Source organism: Vibrio coralliirubri, assembly GCF_024347375.1.
In the GTDB taxonomy this organism is placed as follows: domain Bacteria; phylum Pseudomonadota; class Gammaproteobacteria; order Enterobacterales; family Vibrionaceae; genus Vibrio; species Vibrio coralliirubri.
Genome location: NZ_AP025470.1, coordinates 822233 through 844279, shown reverse-complemented (window position 1 = coordinate 844279; position 22047 = coordinate 822233). Strand labels below are relative to the sequence as shown.

General features: G+C 43.6%; 20 protein-coding genes and 1 pseudogene. 13 read left to right on the top strand and 8 right to left on the bottom strand.

What is annotated here, in order from left to right:
* Positions 1–202: 202 nt before the first annotated feature.
* From OCV20_RS04085 to OCV20_RS04070, 4 genes are all read left to right on the top strand, one after another.
* The gene (locus tag OCV20_RS04085; RefSeq protein ID WP_086774684.1) at positions 203–1789 is read left to right on the top strand and encodes an SAVED domain-containing protein; all 1587 of its coding nucleotides are present in this window, start codon (positions 203–205) and stop codon (positions 1787–1789) included.
* 301 nt (positions 1790–2090) lie between these two features.
* Positions 2091–3329 carry a nucleotidyltransferase domain-containing protein gene (locus tag OCV20_RS04080; protein WP_086774685.1) on the top strand — a complete coding sequence of 413 codons (1239 nt, stop codon included), beginning with the start codon at positions 2091–2093 and terminating at the stop codon, positions 3327–3329.
* Positions 3329–5077, top strand: coding sequence for a ThiF family adenylyltransferase (locus OCV20_RS04075; protein ID WP_202910133.1), 1749 nt, complete (start codon positions 3329–3331; stop codon positions 5075–5077). The genes OCV20_RS04080 and OCV20_RS04075 overlap by 1 nt, the downstream gene beginning before the upstream one ends.
* Entirely contained in the window at positions 5055–5519 is a 465-nt protein-coding gene (locus OCV20_RS04070) for a Mov34/MPN/PAD-1 family protein (RefSeq protein WP_086774687.1), read from the top strand. Before OCV20_RS04075 ends, OCV20_RS04070 begins: the two co-directional genes overlap by 23 nt.
* 84 nt (positions 5520–5603) lie before the next feature.
* Here the strand turns inward: OCV20_RS04070 and OCV20_RS04065 are convergent, their stop codons facing one another.
* Together OCV20_RS04065 and OCV20_RS04060 are read right to left on the bottom strand one after the other, a co-directional pair.
* Positions 5604–6206: a Cap15 family cyclic dinucleotide receptor domain-containing protein gene (locus tag OCV20_RS04065; protein WP_086774688.1), complete on the bottom strand. Its 603-nt coding sequence runs from the start codon at positions 6204–6206 to the stop codon at positions 5604–5606.
* The gene (locus OCV20_RS04060) at positions 6206–6637 is read right to left on the bottom strand and encodes a diadenylate cyclase (protein ID WP_086774689.1); all 432 of its coding nucleotides are present in this window, start codon (positions 6635–6637) and stop codon (positions 6206–6208) included. The genes OCV20_RS04065 and OCV20_RS04060 overlap by 1 nt, the downstream gene beginning before the upstream one ends.
* Before the next feature lie 520 nt (positions 6638–7157).
* Here OCV20_RS04060 and OCV20_RS04055 point away from each other — a divergent pair.
* Positions 7158–7301 (top strand): annotated as a pseudogene (locus OCV20_RS04055) (thioredoxin-dependent thiol peroxidase); the annotation flags it as partial.
* 136 nt (positions 7302–7437) lie between these two features.
* Here the strand turns inward: OCV20_RS04055 and OCV20_RS04050 are convergent.
* Positions 7438–8514, bottom strand: a complete 1077-nt coding sequence (locus OCV20_RS04050) for an AI-2E family transporter (protein ID WP_019821634.1) — start codon at positions 8512–8514, stop codon at positions 7438–7440.
* Entirely contained in the window at positions 8507–8746 is a 240-nt protein-coding gene (locus OCV20_RS04045; protein ID WP_086774690.1) for a sulfurtransferase TusA family protein, read from the bottom strand. Before OCV20_RS04045 ends, OCV20_RS04050 begins: the two co-directional genes overlap by 8 nt.
* A gap of 178 nt (positions 8747–8924) precedes the next feature.
* Here OCV20_RS04045 and bepA point away from each other — a divergent pair, with 178 nt between their 5' ends.
* From bepA to OCV20_RS04025, 4 genes are all read left to right on the top strand, one after another.
* Positions 8925–10379, top strand: coding sequence for a beta-barrel assembly-enhancing protease (gene bepA, locus OCV20_RS04040; RefSeq protein ID WP_086774691.1), 1455 nt, complete (start codon positions 8925–8927; stop codon positions 10377–10379).
* Positions 10380–10501: 122 nt separating this feature from the next.
* Positions 10502–10852: an arsenate reductase (glutaredoxin) gene (gene arsC, locus OCV20_RS04035; protein ID WP_048606628.1), complete on the top strand. Its 351-nt coding sequence runs from the start codon at positions 10502–10504 to the stop codon at positions 10850–10852.
* Positions 10853–10858: 6 nt separating this feature from the next.
* Entirely contained in the window at positions 10859–11452 is a 594-nt protein-coding gene (gene wrbA, locus OCV20_RS04030; protein ID WP_048616150.1) for an NAD(P)H:quinone oxidoreductase, read from the top strand.
* The gene (locus OCV20_RS04025) at positions 11449–11886 is read left to right on the top strand and encodes a DUF2069 domain-containing protein (protein WP_017060713.1); all 438 of its coding nucleotides are present in this window, start codon (positions 11449–11451) and stop codon (positions 11884–11886) included. Before wrbA ends, OCV20_RS04025 begins: the two co-directional genes overlap by 4 nt.
* 111 nt (positions 11887–11997) lie before the next feature.
* Here the strand turns inward: OCV20_RS04025 and OCV20_RS04020 are convergent, their stop codons facing one another.
* Complete coding sequence (locus tag OCV20_RS04020; protein WP_050644961.1) at positions 11998–13251, bottom strand: DUF2066 domain-containing protein; 1254 nt, start codon at positions 13249–13251, stop codon at positions 11998–12000.
* A gap of 278 nt (positions 13252–13529) precedes the next feature.
* Between OCV20_RS04020 and OCV20_RS04015 the strand changes: the two genes are divergently transcribed.
* Positions 13530–14768, top strand: a complete 1239-nt coding sequence (locus tag OCV20_RS04015; protein WP_050619933.1) for a uracil-xanthine permease family protein — start codon at positions 13530–13532, stop codon at positions 14766–14768.
* 141 nt (positions 14769–14909) lie between these two features.
* On the opposite strand, the gene upp is transcribed toward OCV20_RS04015, so the two are convergent.
* A complete protein-coding gene (gene upp, locus OCV20_RS04010; RefSeq protein WP_017060716.1) occupies positions 14910–15536 on the bottom strand; it encodes a uracil phosphoribosyltransferase in 627 nt (208 codons plus the stop codon).
* A gap of 169 nt (positions 15537–15705) precedes the next feature.
* Between upp and purM the strand changes: the two genes are divergently transcribed.
* Together purM and purN are read left to right on the top strand one after the other, a co-directional pair.
* Positions 15706–16746: a phosphoribosylformylglycinamidine cyclo-ligase gene (purM, locus tag OCV20_RS04005; protein ID WP_008222945.1), complete on the top strand. Its 1041-nt coding sequence runs from the start codon at positions 15706–15708 to the stop codon at positions 16744–16746.
* Between the two features lie 132 nt (positions 16747–16878).
* Positions 16879–17553 carry a phosphoribosylglycinamide formyltransferase gene (gene purN / locus OCV20_RS04000; protein ID WP_086774693.1) on the top strand — a complete coding sequence of 225 codons (675 nt, stop codon included), beginning with the start codon at positions 16879–16881 and terminating at the stop codon, positions 17551–17553.
* Between the two features lie 123 nt (positions 17554–17676).
* On the opposite strand, the gene OCV20_RS03995 is transcribed toward purN, so the two are convergent.
* Positions 17677–18522 carry a class II glutamine amidotransferase gene (locus tag OCV20_RS03995; protein WP_050649617.1) on the bottom strand — a complete coding sequence of 282 codons (846 nt, stop codon included), beginning with the start codon at positions 18520–18522 and terminating at the stop codon, positions 17677–17679.
* A gap of 67 nt (positions 18523–18589) precedes the next feature.
* A complete protein-coding gene (gene lpcA, locus OCV20_RS03990) occupies positions 18590–19165 on the bottom strand; it encodes a D-sedoheptulose 7-phosphate isomerase (RefSeq protein WP_017063379.1) in 576 nt (191 codons plus the stop codon).
* A 328-nt stretch (positions 19166–19493) separates the two neighbouring features.
* Between lpcA and fadE the strand changes: the two genes are divergently transcribed.
* Positions 19494–21959, top strand: a complete 2466-nt coding sequence (fadE, locus tag OCV20_RS03985) for an acyl-CoA dehydrogenase FadE (protein WP_086774694.1) — start codon at positions 19494–19496, stop codon at positions 21957–21959.
* Positions 21960–22047 lie beyond the last annotated feature (88 nt).

The following is a 22047-nucleotide window of genomic DNA, read 5'->3' as shown; positions in this document are numbered from 1 at the left end:
GGATTGACAGTACGAAAGCGTTTTAACTGGAAATATTTGTTACTTTTAGTAACCCTCGTTACCTCTGTTTGACCAAATCTAACTAATACCACATTATGAGCTTGGTTGATTATTGTTCTTACTTATCTGCAACCGAAAGGAAGAAATTGGGTCAGAGTCAGTTAATAATGAGTAGCAGTTAAATGATGGAAAAGGATTACAAGTGCAAAACGAACTGAAGGTACTTAAAGGTCATCCGTCAGGTTTATCTGACGCAGAATTGGCAGAATGGCTTTCTTTATGCCTCTCAAATGGAAAACTAATAGTTTATGCTTATGCCAAACATATCTTCAAGGTCTATGAACAGGGTGAAAAACCGTCGCAGTTAATGGTAGGTGATTTAGGTACGGAAGCTGTGTCCGTTCTCAAGGTGCTGTCTAAGAAGAACATGCTTAAACGTATAGAGCTTCCTTATGACGTATTAGTAGAAAGTAAGACCTCACAATTTGACTGGGCGTTGCTAGAAGCAAAAGTCAAAGATATTACCGCCCTAAAGAAAGCAAGGGATGTACTATTTGGCCAAGGTCGAGGTAAAGCAATATCACCCCTTACAGCTTCTAAGGTATGGCATGATGCTGGAGGAAGGTGTATGTACCGGGGGTGTGGTCAAGATCTTGGCTCTACTCCTTTAACAACAAAAAATGCAAGGGTTGCATATTTGGCTCACATTGTAGCTTCCGATCCAGATGGACCTAGAGGGAATGAGAGCTCTCATGCACTATCAGACTCTCCAGACAACATCATGCTTATGTGTGACGGTCACCATAGACTTATAGATAGGATAGATGTAGCTGGACATTCAGCATCCGATTTACAACATATGCGCGATGAACATACTGCCCGAGTTAATTTGTTATTGGGTAGTTTGCAGTATCCCACCGTACAACTCATAACTCTACTCGCTGACTTAGCTCAAGTACCAACAAATGTATCCAAAACAGAACTTTGCAGTTCTGCACTTAGCCGAAATCTTGGTCCACTCCCAGAAATCAAACACATGCTCCGAAGAACACAGCGAGATGACCGAGGACGTTTTGGGTTTTGGGGGCATTTTCTTCATGAACATGAGTCAGATATACGAGAATTAATTAGCTTCACAAGTAACAAACCATCTCAGAAATCATCTATGACACCTGAATCTCTAGGAATTTTCCCGTTGCATTTGGTTCCAGTACTAGTTCTAGCTGGAAGGATTATCGGTGAAGCTAGGCATGTAGAAATTTTCCAATATGATCGAATCGCAAAAACTTGGCGTTGGCCAAAGGAATCTCCGATCTTAACCTCGCAGTTTAATATCTCGTATGAAGTAGGTGACGATTCTGACCAGGAAGAAGCAATCCTTTCTTTCGAACTCACAGCAAAGTTAGATACCAATGCTTTTCCCGAAGAATTGGCTAAAAAAGTTAGAGATAAGAAAATAGGCTGGATTAGAATCACTAATACTGACCCCGACCCTAACTGCATTAACTCAAAAGAACAATTAGATAATTTTTCAGTTCTTGCTAGGCAAGCCATAAGGACAATTCAAGATTCATGGCGCTCTAAGGTGATACATGTTTTCGGTATCTCCCCAGCCAGTACACTTTTCAAATTTGGCCAAATGTTACAAGCAGGGAATCATTCAGTATGCAGACTTTACGATAGACCTGATGGTTCAAATATTTTCGTCCCCGCTTTAGATATAACTGGCAATGATGTTAGGTCAGTCGGTGCTAACTCCGATCAGCAACATCAAATAAGTCTCAGATAAAGGATATTAAAGTAACAATTACACAAATTTCAGGACAATCTCGATTTATACAGTGTAGATTTTCAATTACAGCCTATTTTTGTGGCATACCAGATAGACTCCAGCCAGAGCATGTATTCCCATATGTTACGAATACATCTTTTAAATATGTCGTTGTAAAAATGGCGGTTGCAAATTGTACATGATTGATTCTAAGGAGTATTCTAGCTATGCAACTTTTGGCATTTATACAACATCAACGTTCAAAAGCTGCATTATTGAAGTAACGGAATGATGTTCCCATAAGGCAGGAGAAGGTTGTATGTCTGTATCAGTTACAAAGCAAGCGGATACTTATCTAGAGGCTTTGGCCAAAGCATTAGAGATCCCACAGTCTAGATATGAGCAGGCTGAGAAAAGCTATAAGTCTGTAGGGGAATGGCTTCATAGAGATGAGTCAACGGTAAAAGATTACTCTCCTGACGTGTATGTACAAGGCTCTTTTCGTCTAGGATTAGTCATTAAACCTTTGTCAGCACAGGAAGAATACGATATTGATTGTGCGTGCTCTTTGACTTATCTCGATAAGTCGTCTCTCTCGCAACAAGATTTAAAAGTGCTCATGGGGGATGAACTAGAGTTATATCGCAAAAGCAAGGGTATCAAAAAGCCAGTCGCTGAGCAGAGGCGCTGTTGGAGGCTAGAATATGCTGACGGCGCGCAATTCCACATGGATGTCGTTCCCTGTATCCCAAACGCTGAACAACAACGTCTTCTACTAGAACAGAAGAACTTTGATACTAAATTTGCTGAGACGGCAATAGCTATAACAGATAATGAAGTACTACCTCAGTACTATCAAATTACATCAGACTGGCCGAGATCGAACCCTCGTGGATATGCTGAATGGTTTAAATTTCGAATGGGTGAGAACTTTGAAAGAAAACGCCGCGAAATACTGAAAGAAATGGAAACTAAAGGTATACAAGCCAGTATTGAAGACATCCCGAGTTATCGCGTCAGAACATCCTTGCAATCAGCGATAATGATACTTAAACGTCATCGTGACATGATGTTTGAAGGTAATTCAAAAGATAAACCCATATCAATAATTCTTACAACGCTATCTGCTCATGCATATCAAGGTGAAGATAATATAGGTTCGGCGCTGCTCTCCATATTATTCAAGATGGAGGAAGGAATACACTATGATGGACAGAAGTATGTAATCAACAATCCAACAGATGCCATGGAGAATTTTGCCGATAAATGGGAAACACATCCTGAACGCGCTGAAGCCTTTTTCTCCTGGCTTAGTCAGGCTCGAGAAGATTTTTACTCAGCAGCACAACAAGCTGAACACCGCCGAATGTCGGGTATCCTGGAAAGCAGAATCGGCCAGAATGTAACGAATCTGGTTCACCAAGATCTATTAAGTTTAACAAAATCTGGAGCCTCTAGTTTGTTGTCTGCTGCGACGGCAGCATCAACCTTAGCAACCCCAAACATTGCATTTGGTGATGTTGCAAGAAAACCTAAGAAGCCGGATGGATTTGCGTGATGTGGTGGATTCTTCAAAAAGAAAGGTTTTCTTTAGAAAGAGCGGCTGTATCGGAGCTTGAGTCTAAAATAGGCTGGTTAGAAGTAGGCAAGTGGCAGGCTGATCCAGATAATGAATTGGCAATGTGTTTGACATTTCATGTATTTCATCTAAATACAACTTATCACTTTAAGATGGTGTACCCGAGCGTATTCCCTGATTCACCACCAATGATCTATACAGAAGATAAAACGAGGGTCTCTTTGCATCAGTATGGGCCGAACGGTGAACTATGTTTAGAGCATAGGCCTGATAATTGGCAATCGTCAATAAGTGGCTCAGATATGATTGAAAGTGTTTACCGACTACTTTTAGAAGAGCAGGGAGAAGAAGGGTATATGGCGCATGCACAATCAGCACATATACCTTCCTTAGGGCGTGATACGCGCATCAAAACTTGTCGTTTTTTGCTTGCTGAAGGAGACCTAAATGCACTCAAAGCGCTCACAGAGAGAAAAACAGAAAGAGCTTGGATCAGAGAACGTAAGGTGGGCGGGGTCTTCATTAGTTCTCTTTTAAAGGTGGGAGACAAAGATAATCCAATTTGGACAAGCAATCTCAACTTACCTGACGGTAATAGAGAAGAACAAGCCTTCGTAGTACGTTTTTCTGGTGCAGAAATATCAGAACAACCAGAAGTATCTGATTTAAAAAAATTACTTGAAACATCAGAAATGCTAGAGCTGTATCATGAAGTTCTACAAACAGATTCAATTGCAAACTTGATTATGGGGGATAAAGATAATTGGGTTTTATTGACTCTCTTTGGTTCTATCGATGAACGAAAATTAATACGTTACACGACGATTAAAATACCGGAGCACAAAAATAGATTACCTGATCAATTTTTATCATTGAGCGATAAAAAAGTAGGACTAGTTGGGTGTGGCTCTGTTGGTTCCAAAGTTGCCGCAAGTTTGTGTAGATCTGGGGTAGGAAATTTTTTGCTCATTGATGAAGACATTTTTTTTCCTGACAACATTGTTAGAAATGACTTAGATCTCAACTATGTTGGAGCTCATAAAGCACCTGTATTACAACAGCGATTACAAAACATTAACCCTCGCGTTGATACACAGATCCTTAGATTATCGTTAGGTGGACAAGAAAGCTCTAGTTCAATGTCTGGGGCGTTAGAATCACTCGGTAATTGCGATCTCATTATAGATGCTACAGCAGAGCCTTTAGCATTCAACTGGATTGCGTCTGTTTCAGTGCGCAAGAAAAAACCAATGATCTGGGTTGAAGTTTTTGGTGGTGGAATTGGCGGCCTTGTGGCAAGGTCAAGACCTGAGCTAGACCCTGTCCCACTGTCTGCGAGAGCTCAAATATATAATTGGTGCGAAGGACAAGGTGTAGAGTTCTTGCATAGCACAAAAGCAAATGACTATAGTGCTCAAATGGATGACGATACACCGTTAATAGCAAATGATGCTGAAGTCTCCATTATGAGTGCTCATGCTACTCAGTTCGCAACCGATATTCTAGCTCGACCTGAAGCTAGTATATTCCCTTATTCTGCGTATATCGTTGGTATGTCGTCAGAATGGCTTTTTCAACAGCCTTTTGATACTCGCCCTATCGACCTGCTACCAGAAGGCAAGTGGGGAGAAACTGCTGAACATATTGATTCAGAAGAGATTATCCAAATATTGCAAGCTTACCTGCCACCTAAGGGCCAATTAGATGCAAATAATTCTTCCGAATAGTGTTTCGAAAAAGCTTCGGCTTCATATGTTAAAGGCTGGCAAGCGTGAAATAGGTGGAATGCTTATGGGGGAAGACTTAGGCGAACAGGCCTTCCGGATCGTTGACTTTTCTGTTGATGTGAAAAGAGGGACGACTTCTAGCTTTTTCAGAGATTCTGATGAACACGATTTGGCATTGCAGAAGTTTTATGAAGAAACAGGCTCTGATTACAAACGCTTCAATTATTTAGGAGAGTGGCACACACACCCAAGTTTCTCAGTTGATCCTAGTATCAATGACATCAATGCTATGCAAGGTATAGTTAATGGTGGTGAAAACGTAGATTTTGCGTTTTTATTTATTTCTAGGTTACGTTGGTTTTGGCAGTTCGAGTGTAGTGCTTACCTGTTTATTCGAGGTCATCAACCAATTCAAGTAGAGGTTATTATTGAGAAAAAATAAAGGCATATTACTTTGATAGTTAATTGTCGAGCTTTTATGCTATTTATCACTATTAGCAAGGTAGAGTTAACTTTCGGTATGATTTTAATCAGAATGGCTAACACGTTTTAACACATAGTAACCGACGGTTTTTCGACTAGTAAAATAATTCCCTTGAAGTAATCCATCATCATCCAGACCTAGCTTAAGAATAGCTGTACCCTTATATGGTTGTTGAGGCTGTGAGTGTGATTTGTGTTTTGGGGTGGTTAAAAAAACATAATATAGTTCTGATCTCCCAGTTTCTGCATCTTTTTTAGGCTTAGCCAGTAAAGTTTGAGAGTCAGAATCTTCAGCCTCTACATCCATACCGATATTCAGAAAACTTTGTTTAATCACAGCTCTGCCTTGCGATGTACCTTGCTTTCCTTCCCACTCCCAATGGATCGTCATATCCCATGTCCCGTTTAAGTTGGGGAATAAAAGTCTGTTTAGGATAGGGTATTTCCCCCAAATTCTCTCCCAGCCATAATAAAATAGAATGGCGAGTAGACCATTTAAAACAGCTGAACCGCTAGCTCCTATTGATACAGCTGACAAGAACGATGTACTTTCGTCATACACAGCCCAGAGGATTAGACAGCTAACGACTGCGTATACGACAGCAATGAGGGTAATAACTCTACCTATTGGAATAAGGCTAATCATTATGCTTTCTCAAAATATACTTCTTTGCCACCTACAAAGATAGAAAGGCCATGTCTTTCACTGATAACCCCGGTCATTATTACATCAGGAATTGCTGAGCCGAAAAGAGCAGCTACGAAACGCCCACCTACTGGGCGAACAGTATCGATGTTCAATTCTTTAATAATCGGTGGAGAGAAATACTGAGCGACATGCGTAATTTCTCCTTTTCTATTTAGAATATGAAACCCATCATGATATTTGCTTCTATAGCTAGAAAGCTCTGCCAAAATCTCAACCACCGAACCGGATAACTTTGGTGATGTATCTCGTAGACTTACTATTGGTAAACTCGCAGGAGAATCAGACACAATAACACCAACTCCAGAGAAATCGGAGCAAGCATCGGCCTTAATCTTATACATTAAATCTCTAAAATCGCTTTGTGTCATAATAGCTTCTATACTAGAGCGCTGAGTACTAGGAGCGCCCGAGGTACTTCTTCGATACTTTATGGAGATAATACAGGAAACTCGTACCAAATTTCACACACTAAAATCAGAGATATCAAATTCTTTTCAGCATGATATCAGTAACTGTAGTGAATAAGGGAACTTGGCCTGTCACATGTAGGCTGGTTACATAGTTGCAATACTAGAAGTAATCCGAAAAATCAGGGCTCTGTATGGTTCATTACTCAGAAATGTCCAAAAGCGAGTTGAGTGACAAGTGTACATGTGATCACCAAGTGATCCCATCGTAATGACTATCAACTTCAACTTATAGCAACGCCTTAGTTTTTATGACAAGTTTGCGCTTGGAAAAGCGTCAAAATCAGCCCGATTTACAAAAAATTATGACAACTACTATAATTGAGGTTCAAAAAGAGAAATTACCAAACTAACTCACTGTTAAATATAGAGTTTATTAAAAATTGTCAAAAGTTGAGTCTAAAAAGATTTCCAAGGGTATGAACTCATGGGTAAGGTATACGATGGTCTACACCGTATTAGCTTCCTAATTGATGAAGAAGGTCAGATTGAACATGTCTTCAACAAGTTCAAGACTAAGACTCACCACGAAGTGGTTCTAGATTACTTCAATCAAGAAGCTTAAGGGCGATTTGAGTGAGTTAATGACTTAGATTCAACACTCTCTAAGGCAAAAGCAGCACTCATTAAGCTAATTATTAAGCTAAGAGCAAAAAGGCCGAACATCATGGATGTTCGGCCTTTTTCTATAACAAGATCAATTACTTTTGATGTTCAGGGTCATCGTCTAATGCGTGACTCGGTAAGGCATTCCAAACCGCCTTAACTAGCGTTGCCAACGGGATCGCAAAGAACACGCCCCAGAATCCCCACAGTCCACCAAACACTAACACGGCGACAATAATGGCCACTGGGTGCAGGTTCACCGCTTCAGAGAAAAGAACAGGAACGAGCACGTTACCATCTAGCGCTTGGATAATACCGTAAGCGAGAAGCAACCAGTAAAACTGGGGCTCTAATCCCCACTGGAACAGGCCAACAATCGCTACTGGCACAGTCACAGCTGCCGCACCGATATAAGGGATCAGTACCGAGAAACCAACCGCGACAGCCAACAAGACTGAATAACGCAGATCCAAAATCGCGAAGGTTACATAACTGACACCACCAACGATTAAAATCTCGAGAACCTTACCGCGAATGTAGTTCGAGATTTGCTGGTTCATCTCTTCCCATACTTTGGTCGCTAAACGACGATTTCGAGGAAGTACACCGCTCGCCATTCTGATCATCTCTTCTTTGTCTTTTAACAAGAAGAAGATAAGCAGTGGTACAAGAATCAAGTAAACCGCCAAGGTCGCTAAGCTCACAAGAGAAGCAAGAGAACCTTTGACAACACTTTCACCAAAACCTAACGCTTTGTTCTTGGCGTTAGACATAATGGACTCAACGATCTGCAGGTTGGCTAGTTCTGGGTAGCGTTCAGGGATCGTCGCGATGAAATTTTGTAAGCTGCCATACATGCTTGGGATGTCATTGATTAGGTTACCCACTTGTTCCCAAATAGTTGGTACCAAGCCAAAGATCGCAAGTAGCATCACGCTAAAGAACATCATGATCACCAACATCACCGAGGGCGTTCTTGGAACGCCGAGTCTTTGAAGTTGGGTAACAGGCCACTCAAGCAAATAAGCCAACACAATTGCAACCAAGAGTGGCGCAATTAGGTGACCAAAGAAGTAGATCGTAATAAAGCCGAAGAGAATGATGGCAACCAAACTGACAGCATGGGGATCAGAGAAACGTCGTTTATACCAACGATTGACCATTTCAAGCATCTGACTGCAATTCCTTTTTAGTGACGAGGAGATGATGGTAATTAGAGCAAACCTCAGCGATGACATCATAGGCTTGCTTAGACAAATAAGTAACAATATCTTTCATCGAGCTGTTATCAGACACATAAATTGACAATGACTGCCCTACTTCTAACTTTACACTGTGACGCTTGGCTAATAATAGCGCCATTGGACAGCGCTCTTGGCGTAAATCTAGAATATTAGGTGTCATTCTTGAGCTCGATGCTTATTATAAGGGTCGTATTGTAATCTGTTTTTGAAAACGCGCCATCATTCATTCATCTTCCTTCATGATAGCGCACGCACTTGGCAAAGGTTAAATCAGATAAAGAACCAATTTCCATTGCACTTGTCTTACTGTCAGAAGAAACGGAGTATTACTGACTAATATGTTTAAACGCGCTCGCTCAATTGCTTGCTTATGCATCGCAGCCACATTAAGCACCCCAACTATGGCGAATGCCAATAGTTTGGAGCTACCAGATATCGGTACCGCTGCTGGCGGCACACTCACTATCGACCAAGAGCTTATCTATGGTGATGCCTACATGCGTATCATCAGAAGTAGCCAGCCTATCGTAAACGACCCAGTTCTAAACCTGTATATTGATACGCTTGGCCATCGTCTGGTCGCGAACGCAAATGATGTAAAGACACCTTTCCAGTTCTTTATGATCCGTGACCGCAACATCAACGCCTTTGCTTTCTTTGGTGGTTACGTTGCTTTGCACTCAGGTCTGTTCCTGCATGCACAATCTGAAAGTGAACTGGCTTCTGTATTAGCGCACGAAATCGCGCACGTAACCCAACGTCACTTAGCACGTAGTATGGAAGATCAAGCTCGCCGTTCACCAGCAACCATTGCAGCACTAGCAGCCTCTGTATTACTGGCAATTGCAGCTCCTGAAGCCGGCATTGCAGCCCTAACGGCAACGACTGCGGGTAATATGCAAAGCCAAATCAACTACACCCGTAGTAATGAAAAAGAAGCCGACCGCTTTGGCATCAACACGCTAGCAAAAGCTGGGTTTGATGTGAATGCCATGCCACGTTTCTTTGGCCGTTTGGCTGATGAATATCGCTATGCGAGCACACCACCGCCAATGCTACTGACTCACCCATTACCAGAAGACCGAATTACCGATTCACGTGCTCGTGCTCGTAGTTACCCGCCACTGAAACTGGCTCCGTCTCTGGACTACCACCTAGCAAGAGCCCGCATTGTTGCTCGCTATGCTGGCATCAATAATGATGCTGCTCTTGATTGGTTTGAGCGCCAGCTGAAGAAAGCCCCTAAAGCTTTGGTTCCATCATTAGAATATGGCCAAGCACTGGTTTACCTAGACTCTAAAAAATTAGACAAAGCAGAGCCGATTCTGAACAAGCTGATTAACAGCGACCCAACTAACCTATTTTATCTAGATGCTATTTCGGATCTGCACATCGAGAAGAAACAGCCTGAGGTTGCAATTAAAGAACTTAAATCGGCACTGGTTCGTCAACCAAACAACCCGGTTCTGACCATTAACTACGCCAACGCACTGATTGAAAATGAAGATCTACAAGAAGCGGTTCGCGTATTGCAACGTTACACGCACGATAACCCGAATGACACCAATGGCTGGCACTTACTTTCAAAAGTAAATACGAGCCTTGGTAACAGCGACGAAGAACTGGCTGCTCGTGCAGAAATTTTGGCATTGCAAGCCAACTGGAACAAAGCGATTCAGTACTACACGCAAGCAAGCCAAATCGCAGAATTAGGAAGCCTAAAACAAGCACGCTACGACGCTCGAATTGATCAGCTGATGATTCAACGAGAACGCTTCTTGTCGCTACAATAATATGTTTACTGATAACAGCTCGTTACCAGAATAAAAAGAAAGCTCAACTGTACACAAAAAAGAAGTCACCTCTGGTGGCTTCAGCTAAACAATTAAATCAAAAATAATAATGAGGAAGAACCATGTCTGTCGTGATTTATCATAACCCACGCTGCTCAAAGAGCCGTCAAACTCTAGAAGTGCTTCAGGAAAACGGCGTACAGCCAGAGGTAATCAAATACCTAGACACTCCGTTAACAGTTGAACAGCTGAAAGTACTGTTCACTCAGCTTGGTTTTGAGAGTGTTCGCGACATGATGCGCACCAAAGAAGCGGACTACAAAGAAGCAAACCTTGGTGATGCTTCGGTTACTGATGAAGATCTTTTCGCTGCGATGGCAACCAATCCAAAACTGTTTGAGCGCCCAGTCGTTGTCGCGAACAACAAAGCAAAGATTGGTCGTCCACCAGAGCAAGTGCTAGAGATTCTGTAATCCAATATGAGCATTAACATTCTTGTTCTTTACTACAGTCGTCACGGTAACACACAAGCTCTAGCAAGGCAGATTGCACGAGGGGTTGAGTCTATCCCGAACTGTGAAGCCATGTTAAGAACGGTGAACGACGTTTACACGGTAGAAGAGCAGCCTGATTCACGCTATCAACCAACCGATCCTATTGCCTCGTTACAAGAACTTCGATCTTGTGATGGTTTGGCGCTAGGCAGTCCGGTTTGGTTTGGTAACATGGCCGGGCCAATGAAGCACTTTTGGGATAGCACGACATCAATGTGGATCAATGGTGATCTCATCGATAAGCCAGCTTGTGTATTTACCTCTTCTTCATCATTGCATGGTGGTCAAGAGACGACACAGCAAAGCATGATGTTGCCTCTGCTTCATCACGGTATGTTAGTCGTGGGCATCCCCTACTCAGAACCGGCGCTGCACACCACGCAAACTGGTGGTACGCCTTATGGTGCAAGCAGTACTGGAGAGAGCGCTTCACTTAGCAAAGAAGAGATTGAGTTGGCGCAAAACCTAGGTAAACGCCTAGCGCGCATCGCAATAAATCAGAAGGGAATTACTCAATGATGTATATGCCAGAGAAGGCTATGTCTCCCAAAACCAAGCTATTTCGCTACCTCGCTTTAGCGGGCAACTTGTCACTTTTATTCTGGGTGGTGGCTTGGCAGATGACGCTTTCACCGCACCCTCATCTCAGTAATGTCACGCTGGCGATTGCTTGGGCTATCCCACTGTTGCTGCCATTGCCGGGCATTTTAGCAGGTAAGCCTTATACGCACGCATGGGCAAATTTCGTCTTGATGCTCTATTTCCTACACGCATTAACTATTTTGTATGTAGACGATGGTGAACGCTTGTTAGCGGCTGTAGAACTGCTTCTGACGACTCTAGGTTTCGCGGGCAATATCTTATTTACTCGCTTTAGAGCCAAAGAGTTAGGCATCAAGTTGAAGCGTCTTTCTGAAGTAGAAAAGAGAGAGAAAGCTAAGTTCGAGCAATAATATTGAACCCATGCTTTTAAACAGACCGCTTAATAAACAAAAAGCCCTGCAAGATTGCTCTTGCAGGGCTTTTTTCATGTTTTCATTTCAATCAGTCATGTCAGCTGACAATTATGAGCGAACCCACTCGTAGACCAAGCTTGGCTTAGCATGCACTGGCGCAGTGATGGTTAGATCTTCTGTACTAGAATCCTCTAACGTTGCGTCAGGCGTTAGCTCAGCATCCTCAGATACCTCGTTGCCCTTAATCACTTGTACGCCTGAGTCAGTTTCGTCACCAACGACTTCAGCAGCGTCTGTTGAATCATCACCGACAGACATTGTGTTGTCTTGAGTTTCAAATTCAGGACTCACTTCAGGCTCAATGTAAGATTCTTCAACCTTCGCAACTTGGCGAATACTTGCTACTTCTTGCTCAAACTCTTGTTGAGTCGACAATAAGTGAATTCGGAAAGTCACTTCGTTGTTCTGAATCTTCAGAATATCTAGGCTTGCCACCGAGTTTAGACGCTTAAGTGCGTTCTCCAACTGGAAGAAGTCTTGAGCATTATTCAGGCTAATAAACTGCGTTAAAATCGATTCTGATGACTCACTCGCTACCGTCACAGCACTTTTGCCTGCGTAGTAGTTACTGATTTGGTCGACTAACTTCTTAGAAGTCGTTGCGCTGTTACCTGATAAAGAACCACTTACAGGCGATGTTGGTGCGCTCGTCAATTGACTTGGCTTTTGATCGTATAGAGCCCAACGTAGGCCTGAAGATTGAGCCTTTATCACCAGCACAGCATCAACAGGGTAACGCTGACTCGCTTTACTGATTGGCGTAACAAAGCTGCCCCACAAATCAGAAGTCGCAATACCGGTAATATCGTCAAAGTCACCCACAGGCAGCGTTAGAGGCAAGCCACGCTCTTTTGCGTTCGCTTGTAAGCCAGCGGCCAACTGTGAGTTAGAGTGTTCCCATACGATGTTCTTGTCGTAGTTGTCCTCTTCCACCAGCCAAACAAGGATGTTTGAACGCGTATCAGGCCAGTAAGGTAACTGTGCTTGAGTCAGTAGAGAACGGATTTGAGCACCGTTAAAACGCATACGCAATGTTGATTGGTCATTGCTTTCGCCAAAACTCATTTGAGACATGTACTGCGAACTCTTGCGCATCGCCTTTTGAATCGTCTCATTCGAAGCGACATCAGTTTGGCCAGTCGCACGTATCAATACCTGCTCCATACCTGTATTTCTTGCCACTTGTTCTGGCTGTTTGTCTTCAGCGTTAATCGCAACTTCAGCACTAAAAATATCTACTTGAGTTAAGGCATAACTCGGAGAGGCTAATAGTCCCATCAACAACAATGCTATGTAGCGCATACTGATCCTAATATTCAAATCTTGTGCCTAGATGATAAGCAACTATGGATTGAGGGGCAAGGTCGTTAGCGCCCACTGTGTTTAATAACCACAAAATATCACCTGGCCATGATAAATCGCTCACTTATAAGCTGAATTTCTAGGGCTTAGATGGATATAAAACATCACTAAGATAAATAAATTTGATCTATCAGGTGTAGCAATCGATTGCTAAGTGATAGAATCCCGCGAATTTTATTTTTCACTTTTCATATAACGACCATTTTTAAGGACATATCATGAAAAATGCTTTGCAAGGTGCGCAAATGCTGTTCGTAGCTTTTGGTGCGCTTGTACTCGTGCCGCTACTAACAGGACTTGATCCTAACGTTGCACTCTTTGGCGCAGGTATCGGTACCCTTTTATTCCAACTTATTACACGCCGTTCAGTGCCAATCTTCTTAGCGTCTTCTTTCGCATTCATCGCGCCTATCATGTTTGGTATTCAAACTTGGGGTGTAGGTGCAACCATGGGCGGCCTTATGGCGGCGGGTGTTGTGTATGTACTAATGGGCGCGTTAATTAAAGTTCGTGGCGTTGGCTTCATCCATAAACTGCTTCCACCGGTCGTTGTTGGCCCTGTGATCATGGTTATCGGTTTAGGCCTTGCGCCTGTTGCCGTTAACATGGCGCTAGGTAAGACAGGCGATGGCGCGGTTCAGCTTGTTGATGCAGACGCTGCACTGTGGATCTCTTCGATTTCACTGTTAGTGACCATTGTCATCAGTGTGTTCTCTAAAGGCTTCCTTAAATTACTGCCAATCTTCGGTGGTATTGTTGCGGGTTACATCACTAGCTTGGTTTATGGTGCAGTCGACTTCACACCAGTAGCTCAAGCATCTTGGTTAGCTCTGCCAAACTTCACAGCGCCAGAGTTCAACATCAACGCTATCTTCTTTATGGTATTTGTTGCGATTGCACCTGCTGTTGAGCACGTAGGCGACATGCTTGCTATCTCTAACGTGACCGGTAAAGACTACCTTAAGAAGCCAGGCCTACACCGCACAATTACTGGTGACGGTGTGGCAACAATTGCGGCTTCTATGCTGGGCGCGCCACCAAACACGACGTACAGTGAAGTAACAGGCGCAGTAATGCTGACCAAAGCATTCAACCCAGTGATCATGACTTGGGCTGCTGTAACAGCTATCGTTCTTGCATTGGTCGGTAAGCTAGGCGCACTACTTCAAACGATTCCGGTTCCTGTAATGGGCGGCATCATGATTCTACTGTTTGGTTCTATCGCAACCGTAGGCTTGAATACTCTAATTCAAAACAAAGTTGACCTGCACAAATCACGCAACCTTGTGATTGTGGGCATTACCTTAGTATTTGGTATTGGCGGCATGGCATTTGGCATCGGCGACTTTAGCCTACAGGGCGTAAGCTTATGTGGCATCGTAGCGATTCTACTCAACCTAGTACTTCCAGATGAGCTAGGTGACAACACTGTGGTAGATAAAGCTCAAATCGATTAATGAATCGATAAGGCTAGATTCAAAAGAATCACAACCTAACAAGATCAAAAAAGGGAGAGCATCGAATGCTCTCCCTTTTTATTAATACGGTTAATTCAACAAGTTAAGGAACTGTTTAGAGTCACTTAAGCTGAAACCGAATTACTTAGTACCGAAGATCTTATCACCAGCATCGCCAAGACCAGGAACAATGTAGCCCTTGTCGTTTAGCTTCTCATCGATTGCAGCCGTGTAAAGCTCAACATCTGGGTGCGCTTTTTCTAGAGCAGCGATACCTTCAGGAGCAGCAACAAGCACAAGAATCTTAAAGTGCTTACAACCTTTCTCTTTCATCAGGTCGATAGTCGCGATCATAGAACCACCTGTCGCAAGCATTGGGTCTACCACTAGAGCAATACGCTCATCGATGTTAGATGCAAGCTTGTTGAAGTATGGTACTGGCTCAAGCGTTTCTTCGTCACGGTAGATACCAACAACGCTGATACGTGCACTTGGGATGTGCTCAAGAACGCCGTCCATCATGCCTAGACCAGCACGTAGGATTGGCACTACAGTTACTTTTTTACCTTTAATTTGGTCAACTTCTACTGGACCGTTCCAACCGTTAATCGTCACACGCTCAGTTTCAAAGTCTGATGTCGCTTCGTATGTTAGAAGGCTACCCACTTCTGTCGCTAGCTCACGAAAACGCTTAGTGCTAATCTCACCTTCACGCATCAGGCCAATTTTATGTTTTACTAGCGGGTGTTTCACTTCAACAACTTTCATTTCCAACTCCGGCAATATTTAAACAAACCTGTAGATTATACACGAACTCTAAGGTTATTTCAGAATCTTTATTCTAATAAAAAAAACCGCGCAAACGTTTGCTCTTGGTAATCAAGCCCTGTTAGAATAGCGCCGTTTTCACATCCAACTTAAGTTCGAGGACTATCCCGTGAGTGGTAATACTTCTTCTCTAAGCTACAAAGACGCTGGTGTTGATATCGACGCAGGTAATGCACTAGTAGACCGTATCAAAGGTGCTGTTAAACGCACTCGTCGCCCTGAAGTAATGGGCGGTATTGGTGGCTTTGGCGCCCTATGTGAACTTCCAACGAAATACAAAGAGCCGGTACTTGTTTCGGGTACTGATGGTGTTGGTACTAAACTTCGCCTTGCTTTGGATCTGAAAAAACACGACACCATTGGTATCGACCTAGTGGCAATGTGTGTGAACGACTTAATCGTTCAAGGTGGTGAGCCGCTATTCTTCCTAGACTACTACGCAACAGGTAAGCTAGATGTAGATACAGCAGCAGACGTTGTTTCTGGTATTGCTGAAGGCTGTGTTCAAGCTGGCTGTGCACTAATCGGTGGTGAAACTGCTGAAATGCCAGGCATGTACGAAGGCGACGACTACGATGTAGCTGGCTTCTGTGTTGGTGTTGTAGAAAAAGCTGACATCATTGACGGCACTAAAGTAGCAGCAGGCGACGCACTTATCGCTGTTGGTTCAAGTGGTCCACACTCAAACGGTTACTCTTTAATTCGTAAAGTTCTAGAAGTTTCTGGTGCTGATAAGAGTGAAGAACTAGAAGGTCGCACTATCGGTGAGCACCTACTAGAACCTACTAAGATTTACATCAAATCGGCACTTAAGATGATTGCTGAGCATGACATTCATGCTATCTCGCACATCACAGGTGGTGGTTTCTGGGAAAACATCCCACGCGTACTTCCTGAAGGTACTAAAGCAGTTATTGATGGCAAGAGCTGGGAATGGCCTGCTATCTTCAACTGGCTACAAGAGAAAGGTAACGTGGAGACATTTGAAATGTACCGCACTTTCAACTGTGGTGTAGGCCTAGTTGTTGCTCTACCTAAAGATCAAGCAGACGCTGCTGTTGAACTACTGAAAGCTGAAGGCGAAAACGCTTGGGTTATCGGTGAGATCGCAAACGCTGAAGCTGGCGAAGAGCAAGTTGAAATCAAATAAGTGATACGCTCACTTACTTAGTTAATCAATGAGGACCTAATGGTCCTCATTTTGCTATTTAGCCCGCAGAAAACCTTAGTTTATGTAGGTACATTGTAAACAGTTCAGTTAATCAATCGTATGACCCACTCTATGAAAAACAATCACTCAAATAAAACCAGTCACTCTAAGAAAAACATCGTTGTGTTAGTTTCAGGAAGCGGAAGTAACTTACAGGCAATTTTGGATGCCTGTGATAGCAATATGATTGATGCTTCAGTTAAGGCTGTCTTCTCAAACAAAGCAGAGGCTTTTGGATTAGAACGAGCGAAAACCGCAGGTGTTGACGCACATTCAGTGAATCCAAAAGACTTTGGTTCACGTGAAGAGTTCGATCATGAATTGATGATTCAGATTGATGCATACCAACCCGATTTAATCGTACTTGCGGGATACATGCGTATCCTGAGTTCAGAGTTTGTTCGTCACTATGCGGGTAAAATGGTCAACATCCACCCTTCCCTGTTGCCTAAATACCCAGGCCTACACACCCACCAGCGTGCCATTGATGCACAAGACAAAGAGCACGGAACTAGTGTCCACTTTGTGACCGAAGAACTTGATGGTGGCCCGGTGATCTTACAGGCTAAGGTACCGGTATTTGAAGATGATGATGCTGATATGCTGGCAAGCCGAGTGCTTACCCAAGAACACTGCATTTACCCTATGGTCTGTAAATGGTTCGCCGAAGATCGTTTATCAATGCTAAATGGGCAAGCTGTCTTAGACGGTAAGGCATTAGGTAAACACGGTTACGCAGAAGAGTAATTCTTCAGAAACTAAATCAAATCAAATCAAATCAAATCCAAAAAAAGGCCGCTTACTGATTCATTAGTTCAGTAAGCGGCCTTTTTTTATACGGTTCAAATAATACTATTCGGAATACTTAGCTTAGCTTAATGGCTCAGTTGGCGCTTGGCTTGCTACCTTCTTCGGTGCATAAGCGACATCTTCCAACGCTTGATGGTTATTGCCAATCAACTCACCAAAATGAAACAGCGCGTATTCACCCGGCTTCATTCTAAACCACTCTTCATTGTCTGTTAGAGGCTGAGTTGCCACCACTGTAACCACATCATTAGGCGTAGTTTCTTCTTGGAAGTTAATCTCAACATCTTCATCAATCAGGCTCGCTTTACCAAAAGGTGCGCGCCTTGTTATCCAGTACAAATGGTTGGTGCAGTACGTCATCACATACTCACCATCACTGAGTAACATGTTAAATACGCCTTTCTCTCGCAGCTTGTCACAACACTCAGCCACAAAGCGAAACATACCTTCCATATCTTGAGGTGGCTCAGGGAAACGCTCTTCAAGTTGTTTGAGTAGCCAACAGAAAGAGAGCTCACTGTCTGTCTCGCCAACCGGTCTGAAACGACCACTAATCAGATCGTCGTAATCCGTTAATTGACCATTGTGAGCAAAGGTCCAATATCGCCCCCAAAGCTCACGAGTAAAAGGGTGTGTATTCTCTAGATTAACACCACCACGGTTCGCTTGACGGATATGACTGACAACGGCTTGGCTTTTAATTGGGTAGTTTTGAACCAACTCAGCGATCTTAGATTCACAGCTAGGGTTAGGATCTTTAAATGTACGAAAACCCTTTCCCTCATAGAAGGTAATACCCCAGCCATCGCGGTGCGGGCCAGTATTGCCTCCACGCTGCATAAGACCAGTAAAGCTAAAACAAATATCAGTTGGCACATTCGCGCTCATACCGAGCAATTCACACATGGTTTAATCTACTCCCTATTAAAACCAATAGAGCCACAAACCTGGGCTCCAAATGTCTGTAAAACTATTATTCCATCTCTTTTTCAACAAGCTGAATCACAATATGAATGATCTTAATGTGAATCTCTTGGATGCGATCTGCGTAACCAAAGTGTGGTACTCGGATTTCGATATCGGCGCAACCCGCCATTTTGCCGCCATCTTTACCCGTCAATGCAATCGTCTTCATGCCTTTAGCTTGAGCAGCTTCAATTGCTTTTAGAATATTGGCAGAGTTACCTGAAGTCGACAGACCAAACAACACATCACCTTTACGACCTACCGCTTCTACATAACGAGAAAATACGTGGTCGTAGCCAAAATCATTACTCACGCAAGACAGGTGGCTTGGATCTGAAATCGCAATGCCAGCGTAACCTGGACGGTTTTCACGGTATCGGCCTGTAAGCTCTTCCGCGAAGTGCATTGCATCACAGTGTGAACCACCGTTGCCACAAGAAAGCACTTTGCCCTCTTGCTTGAATGAGTCAGCAATCAGTTTTGCCGCCGCTTCAATTTGAGCGATGTTATGGTCATCACTCAGGAACTTATTCAGAACGTCAGCAGCTTCGTTTAATTCACTTTTGATTAGGTCTTGGTACATAAGGCTTATCTCTTATTTTTTTGACGCAGCTTAAAGTGCGTGAAATGAGAACTGAGGGTTTTCCCCTCTTTATAGCTGAGTTTACCCACAAACATGAAATAGTGTCGACACTTAAGCCCAAAGATTGCCACCTTAATTAACTTGTCGTTGTAAATCCGTCCAAATATTCGCCACCAACCTCTCACAATTAGAACTTTAACTCTATTGAGATCACTTTTTACTCACTTTGGAGTTTTACAAATATTTAATATTTTGTTTACACTTGACTGGTTAGACCTCTTACCTAAAACTTAATAACAATAAGTGATCTCTGAAAAGGAAATCGATCATGAACATATTGCTCTCCCTACTCGGCATGACCGCCATCTTAGGCGTCTGTCTTTACCATAGAGTTAGTCTGGTACGTGCATTAGTTGTATTAACCGGCGCAATGGTAGCATTAACACTGTTTGGCGGCGTGGCTGTTACTGGCTGGCTTTGCTATCTATTAGCCGTTGCGATCTTTGCTGTACCGACCATTCGTCAGACACTAATCAGCCAAAAAGCACTCTCTTTATTTAAGAAAGTTCTACCAGCAATGTCTCAGACAGAAAAAGAAGCACTAGAAGCTGGCACAGTATGGTGGGAAGCAGAGCTGTTCAAAGGTAAACCTGAATGGAAGAAGCTTCAGAACATTGCTGACCCGAAACTCTCTGAAGCTGAGCAAGCGTTTTTAGATGGTCCAGTAAATACCGTGTGTGAAATGGTCAATGATTACCAAGTCACTCATGAGCTTGCTGATTTGCCACCAGAAGTATGGCAATACCTGAAAGACCATAAATTCTTCGCCATGATCATCAAGAAAAAATACGGCGGCTTAGAGTTCTCAGCTTACGCTCAATCTTTGGTTCTACAGAAGCTAACGGGCGTTTCGAGTGTATTGTCATCGACGGTTGGCGTACCTAACTCATTGGGCCCAGGTGAGCTGTTACAACACTACGGAACAGAAGAACAAAGAAACCACTACCTGCCTCGCCTAGCGGAAGGTAAAGAGATCCCTTGTTTCGCACTAACTAGCCCAGAAGCCGGTTCAGATGCAGGTTCAATCCCAGATTACGGTGTGGTGTGTAAAGGCGACTGGCAAGGCGAAGAAGTACTTGGCATGCGCCTAACTTGGAACAAGCGTTACATCACTCTCGCGCCTGTCGCGACCGTTTTAGGCTTGGCTTTTAAATTGCGTGACCCGGATGGCCTGCTTGGCGATCAAAAAGATCTTGGTATCACTTGTGCGCTTATCCCAACGGATTTAAAAGGCGTAGAGATTGGCAACCGCCACTTCCCGCTTAACGTTCCGTTCCAAAATGGTCCAACGCAAGGCGACGATATCTTCGTGCCTATCGATTTCATCATTGGCGGCCAGAAAATGGCAGGTCAAGGCTGGCGTATGCTAGTTGAGTGTCTGTCGGTTGGTCGTGGTATCACACTGCCTTCAAACTCAACCGGTGGCATTAAGTCTGCCGCGCTTGCAACTGGCGCTTACGCTCGTATCCGCCGTCAGTTCAAACAACCAATTGGTCGCATGGAAGGGGTTGAAGAGCCACTTGCACGCCTGGCAGGTAACGCTTATGTAATGGACGCTGCAAGTAACCTAACCGTTGCGGGCATCGACCTTGGTGAAAAGCCTTCGGTTATCTCTGCAATCGTTAAGTACCACTGTACTCACCGTGGCCAGCGCAGCATCATTGATGCGATGGATATCGTCGGTGGTAAAGGCATTTGTTTAGGCCCATCGAACTTCCTAGCTCGTGGCTACCAAGGCTCGCCTATCGCGATTACGGTTGAAGGCGCAAACATCCTGACTCGTTCAATGATCATCTATGGTCAAGGTGCGATTCGCTGTCACCCTTACGTACTGAACGAAATGGAAGCGGCTTATTCTGAAAGCAGCGATGCGCTTGATAAGTTTGATTCAGCGTTAGCAGGGCACGTTAGCTTTACGATGAGCAACCTAGTCCGCAGCTTGTGGTTTGGTTTAACCGATGGTCGTGGTTCTGATGCGCCAACACCTTCAAATAAAACAGATAAACAGACACAGCGTTATTACCAACAGCTAAACCGCTACAGTGCAAACCTAGCGCTACTGTCTGATATCTCAATGGCTGTTCTAGGCGGATCACTGAAGCGTAGAGAACGTTTATCAGCAAGACTGGGTGATATCTTAAGTCAACTTTACTTAGGTTCAGCAACGTTGAAGCGCTTTGAAAGCGAAGGCAGCCACGCTGAAGATCTACCGTTAGTACATTGGGGTATGCAAGATAGCTTACGTCAGACTGAAGTGGCGATTGATGAGTTCTTAGCGAACTTCCCTAACCCTGTGATTGGTCGTCTGCTTCGTGTTGTGCTAATGCCATTTGGCCGCATCCGTCGTGCACCAAACGACAAGCTCGATAGCAAAGTCGCGCACATTCTACAAACACCAAGCGAAACACGCTCTCGTATAGGTCGTGGCCAATATCTAGAAGCAACGGAATACAACCCTGTTGGTAAGATTGAAAAAGCGCTAGAAGTGATTCTTCAAGCTGAACCCCTGTTCGACAAAGTCTGCAAAGAGACACATCAAAAACGTGCCTTCTTACGACTTGATCTTGTTGCTCAGTTGGGACTTGAGAGAGGTATCTTAACGCAAGACGAAGCAAATCTTCTGATTAGCGCTGAGGAACATAGACTGTACACGATTAACGTGGATGACTTCTCACCAGAGGAGCTTGCAGCAAAGTCTCAGTACCCAGACCAATCGATTGATAACGTCGCTTAAGGCCAGAAAAAGAAACAAAAACGGGACTCCTATGAGTCCCGTTTTTTGTTCATGATTCCGCTGTCACAAATTCTAATGCTTTATCTAG

Bases quoted from the DNA above. Each gene is read 5' to 3' on its own strand.
- OCV20_RS04080 (WP_086774685.1), top strand. From the start codon at position 2,091: ATGTCTGTATCAGTTACAAAGCAAGCGGATACTTATCTAGAGGCTTTG.
- OCV20_RS04075 (WP_202910133.1), top strand. From the start codon at position 3,329: ATGTGGTGGATTCTTCAAAAAGAAAGGTTTTCTTTAGAAAGAGCGGCT.
- OCV20_RS04070 (WP_086774687.1), top strand. From the start codon at position 5,055: ATGCAAATAATTCTTCCGAATAGTGTTTCGAAAAAGCTTCGGCTTCAT.
- OCV20_RS04065 (WP_086774688.1), bottom strand. From the start codon at position 6,206: ATGATTAGCCTTATTCCAATAGGTAGAGTTATTACCCTCATTGCTGTC.
- OCV20_RS04060 (WP_086774689.1), bottom strand. From the start codon at position 6,637: ATGACACAAAGCGATTTTAGAGATTTAATGTATAAGATTAAGGCCGAT.
- OCV20_RS04050 (WP_019821634.1), bottom strand. From the start codon at position 8,514: ATGCTTGAAATGGTCAATCGTTGGTATAAACGACGTTTCTCTGATCCC.
- OCV20_RS04045 (WP_086774690.1), bottom strand. From the start codon at position 8,746: ATGACACCTAATATTCTAGATTTACGCCAAGAGCGCTGTCCAATGGCG.
- bepA (WP_086774691.1), top strand. From the start codon at position 8,925: ATGTTTAAACGCGCTCGCTCAATTGCTTGCTTATGCATCGCAGCCACA.
- arsC (WP_048606628.1), top strand. From the start codon at position 10,502: ATGTCTGTCGTGATTTATCATAACCCACGCTGCTCAAAGAGCCGTCAA.
- wrbA (WP_048616150.1), top strand. From the start codon at position 10,859: ATGAGCATTAACATTCTTGTTCTTTACTACAGTCGTCACGGTAACACA.
- OCV20_RS04025 (WP_017060713.1), top strand. From the start codon at position 11,449: ATGATGTATATGCCAGAGAAGGCTATGTCTCCCAAAACCAAGCTATTT.
- OCV20_RS04020 (WP_050644961.1), bottom strand. From the start codon at position 13,251: ATGCGCTACATAGCATTGTTGTTGATGGGACTATTAGCCTCTCCGAGT.
- OCV20_RS04015 (WP_050619933.1), top strand. From the start codon at position 13,530: ATGAAAAATGCTTTGCAAGGTGCGCAAATGCTGTTCGTAGCTTTTGGT.
- upp (WP_017060716.1), bottom strand. From the start codon at position 15,536: ATGAAAGTTGTTGAAGTGAAACACCCGCTAGTAAAACATAAAATTGGC.
- purN (WP_086774693.1), top strand. From the start codon at position 16,879: ATGAAAAACAATCACTCAAATAAAACCAGTCACTCTAAGAAAAACATC.
- OCV20_RS03995 (WP_050649617.1), bottom strand. From the start codon at position 18,522: ATGTGTGAATTGCTCGGTATGAGCGCGAATGTGCCAACTGATATTTGT.
- lpcA (WP_017063379.1), bottom strand. From the start codon at position 19,165: ATGTACCAAGACCTAATCAAAAGTGAATTAAACGAAGCTGCTGACGTT.
- fadE (WP_086774694.1), top strand. From the start codon at position 19,494: ATGAACATATTGCTCTCCCTACTCGGCATGACCGCCATCTTAGGCGTC.